This is a genomic window from Exiguobacterium sp. Leaf187, assembly GCF_001423925.1.
GTDB lineage: Bacteria > Bacillota > Bacilli > Exiguobacteriales > Exiguobacteriaceae > Exiguobacterium_A > Exiguobacterium_A indicum.
Genome location: NZ_LMPR01000012.1, coordinates 1 through 210, shown reverse-complemented (window position 1 = coordinate 210; position 210 = coordinate 1). Strand labels below are relative to the sequence as shown.

Annotated in this window: 1 tRNA gene; it reads right to left on the bottom strand. The window is 53.3% G+C overall.

Features of this window, described 5'->3' with window-relative positions:
* Positions 1 to 62: 62 nt before the first annotated feature.
* Positions 63 to 137, bottom strand: a tRNA-Asn gene (locus ASF99_RS15300).
* Positions 138 to 210 lie beyond the last annotated feature (73 nt).

Sequence of the window (210 nt, the reverse complement as noted above, 5' to 3'; positions counted from 1 at the left end):
GATTCGAACCCGTGTTACCGCCGTGAAAGGGCGGTGTCTTAACCGCTTGACCAACGGGCCATTGGCTCCGCAAGTAGGATTTGAACCTACGACCTACCGGTTAACAGCCGGTTGCTCTACCACTGAGCTATTGCGGAATAAATTAAATGCCTGGCAACGTCCTATCCTCACAGGGGGAAGCCCCCAACTACTTTCGGCGTTCAAGTGCTT